General features: G+C 55.4%; 4 protein-coding genes. All 4 read left to right on the top strand.

The annotated features are described in order from the left end of the window. The first annotated feature begins 519 nt into the window (after positions 1 to 519). Positions 520 to 1,149, top strand: coding sequence for a class I SAM-dependent methyltransferase (locus VAE55_RS18340; RefSeq protein WP_322817162.1), 630 nt, complete (start codon positions 520 to 522; stop codon positions 1,147 to 1,149). Continuing rightward, a complete protein-coding gene (locus VAE55_RS18335) occupies positions 1,127 to 1,765 on the top strand; it encodes a ribonuclease HII (RefSeq protein ID WP_322817163.1) in 639 nt (212 codons plus the stop codon). The genes VAE55_RS18340 and VAE55_RS18335 overlap by 23 nt, the downstream gene beginning before the upstream one ends. Beyond that, a complete protein-coding gene (locus tag VAE55_RS18330) occupies positions 1,762 to 2,316 on the top strand; it encodes a hypothetical protein (protein WP_322817161.1) in 555 nt (184 codons plus the stop codon). Before VAE55_RS18335 ends, VAE55_RS18330 begins: the two co-directional genes overlap by 4 nt. A gap of 179 nt (positions 2,317 to 2,495) precedes the next feature. Further along, positions 2,496 to 2,984, top strand: coding sequence for a hypothetical protein (locus VAE55_RS18325; protein WP_322817160.1), 489 nt, complete (start codon positions 2,496 to 2,498; stop codon positions 2,982 to 2,984). Positions 2,985 to 3,289 lie beyond the last annotated feature (305 nt).

The following is a 3,289-nucleotide window of genomic DNA, read 5'->3' as shown; positions in this document are numbered from 1 at the left end:
GCCGCGCTAGCCGTGCTCGTGATCCGGTGCGTGGCAGGCCGTTGCCCCGACTCATCACGGGGATGCCGGGTGTGATCGTTACAATCATGGAGTCTGTCAGTACTGAATGAGATCACTTCAGGAGATGTTTTTGAAACAGCTTCTAGTCTCTTGCTGACTGCGTTGCCCCCTTTAACACCAAATCTTGCTCAACAATGTGCATTGTTCAGATGTGCTAGCAGCGGGGCCCGGCATGCCGTGCCTCTACCTCGTTCAGGTGCAGTATCAGGGTCATCATCTGATGGGTCATGAAGTCTATCCCCCGTGCGACGCACATACTGGCATGTGGTATAACAATACTGGCTGGTCTTGTAAAGGGATGCTCATTACCTGTGTTGTGCGCCGTAACCACTCAGGGTTATGCAGGCTGTACATTTGGCAGCAGCCTCGCCTACAAGGGGAGATGCTAGACGGTGTTGAGTATTTCTCAAATATCAGACAATAGGTAACCCTGCCACAGCATGAATTGAGTGGATGTTGATGAATAGGTTGATCGCCGTATACCAACAACTTGTCCGCTGGTTATTTCACCGCCTGTACAATGAGTTTGTCTGGAGTTATGACGTTGTCGCCTGGGCGGTGTCGGGCGGCTACTGGCAACGCTGGGTACGGGCGGCTGAACCATTTTTGCACGGACGCATCCTTGAGTTGGGATGTGGCCCTGGCTATCTGCAAGCGACTCTCGCGACCCACCCCGGCGTTGTCGGCCTCGACCTGTCGCCGTCGATGCTTCGGCGTGCAGCGCGTTTTAGCCGACGACTGGTACGGGCTGACGCTCGCCGACTACCATTTGCCGATGCGAGTTTTGACACAGTATGTGCAACCTTCCCGGCAGAATACATTCTCGATCCGGCAACCCAGGCCGAAATTCGGCGCGTTCTCACGCCTGATGGTCATCTGGTGATTGTGGATGGCGGACGACTAGAAGGTGGCTACGGGCGGTTTATCGATGCCATTTACCGCCTGATATGGTTGGGGCGCAAGACAGTGACATTGCCGAAAACGGTACCATTTGGCGATTTTATGCTTCAGGTACAGCGCGTACAGGTGGCAGACAGCAGTGTACTGGTGATGATTGGAAAACCGAATGTTGCCCGATCTGAGTATTGAGCACGACTTGCAAAGGCATGGTTACGCAAATCTGGCCGGTATTGACGAAGCCGGTCGTGGATGCTGGGCAGGGCCGGTGGTGGCAGCGGTAGTTGTGCTTTCTCCAGCGGTTTATCGGCAGCCGGATTTGCTGGCCGGCGTGAATGACTCGAAGCAACTGACAGCCGGTGCCCGTGAGCGCATCTACACCAGTATTCAGACCCATGCGCTGGGCGTGGGTGTCGGGATTGTGCCGGCTTTTCTGATCGATGCGTATGGTATTCTGCCGGCAACCAGACTGGCAATGATCCAGGCCTTGCTGGCGCTGCCGTGTGCAGTTGATGCCTTGATCATTGATGCTGTGCAGTTGCCCGGTATATCCCTGCCGCAGACGGCACTAGTGCGCGGTGATGAACGGTCTCTCTCAATTGCGGCTGCATCCATCATTGCCAAAGTCACCCGTGATCGGTTGATGGTAACAGCCGATCACTGCTTTCCACACTACGGTTTTGCACTTCACAAAGGTTATGGTACAGCCGCGCATCGACGCGCACTCGCTCAATATGGCCCCTCGCCACTGCATCGGCGTACCTTTCAGCCGGTGATAGAGGCTTTGCTGTCGCTGGAGCAATCATGAACTTGCAAGAACACCTAATCACTTCGACTTTGCTGGCCGTTAGCCTGTACCCTCGCCAACCGCTGGCAGCAGCACTGTTGATCGCTGGTGGTGTTTTGGTCGATCTCGATCATCTGGCCCTCTACATCAGCCGTACCGGCGACTGGAGCATTAGCGGCGCACTTCATTACAACCGCTACCGTCATCGCTTTCCCCAACCCGGTGATAGCCGCCCGCGCTACGGTTCACTGCGTTCCCGCCTCCACCATCCGTTGATCGTCCTGCCACCACTCTGGGCACTGGCCCAGCGCCTGCCCTGGGTACGGCCGCTGGCCGCAGGCGTAACCCTCCATTTGCTGTTGGATCACATCACCCTGCCATTTGTTTGGAACATCTACCTGCGGGCCGGTGGCCGCTGTGTGCGTTGTGGTCGTCGTCGTAAGGTTAGCGTCTATCTGCGACCCGATGACCAACATCAGCAATGGCAATGGACAGTTCTCTGTCAACGTTGTGCCTATCACACCAAACCTCTCAGAAGTCGGCAATCGGTAAAGGCATCTGGCCGCGACTGATCAATCCATCATCAGGGAGCAGGGTTTTTGGCCAAAGACGTGGTACACTACATGTGCTGCACAAACACCGGCTCCATTGTTCCGGTAACGAAGACAGACCGCACGAAAGCCGGCGTAAGCGAAACCGCGAACCAACCGCAAACGACCTGATCTATCCGTCAGACTGTAAGGAGTTGTTGATGGATCCAGATAGTGAGTTTCTTCCCGAAGATCCTTTGACCGAGCTGAGTCGACTTGCCAGCGAAGCCATTGAAGGACAGGCAAGGGGAGCTACGTCAGCCGAGCGTCGGCGACGTTGTGATCGGGTGCTGGAACTGGAAGCGCAGGGATATATCACTGATGAGCGTGGATACTTTCTGGCCGGTCTGGTCATGATCTGTGGCGAGTCGGTTGCCGATTTTCATCATGCCCATCGCTTTGCGCGGCGGGCTACCGAGTTGGGTGATGAACGAGCCTGGACATTGCGAGCAATGGCGTGGGATCGCCTGCTGATTGAACTGGGCCGACCACAGCACTTTGGGACGCAGATCATTCGGATCGGTGGCCGCTGGTCACTCGGTGAGATCAATCCGCGCGTTACTGACTGGGAGCGAGCGCTCTTTGGTGTGCCGCCGCTCTATGTGCAATTGCAACGAGTAGAGGAATTACAGCGCTCTGAGCAGGGTTAGCAACAGTTTGATACGCCTGTATCAGAGCACGCATTGTCGGATCATCCTCACTCGTTTCATCACACGCTATGCTTCTGTAGTGCACTCACTGCTGTTCTTCAGCATGGCTGACGAGCCAGGTTGTGCGTCGGCTCATAACCGGTGGTTAATTAGGATCGCTGCTAGAGGATAATTTCAAGGCCCAAACTTCAATTGGTGCGACCATATTTGCATCATTAGTCAGATCACTATCTTTGCACTTTCTTGACTATGCTGCCAGCCAGGGGCAGAGTTGCTCGGCGGTGACACCCGACCGGAACCGGTCT

Origin of the sequence: Chloroflexus sp., from assembly GCF_034432675.1 — a bacterium.
Taxonomy (GTDB): Bacteria; Chloroflexota; Chloroflexia; order Chloroflexales; family Chloroflexaceae; genus Chloroflexus.
This window is presented reverse-complemented; position numbering and strand designations above follow the sequence as displayed.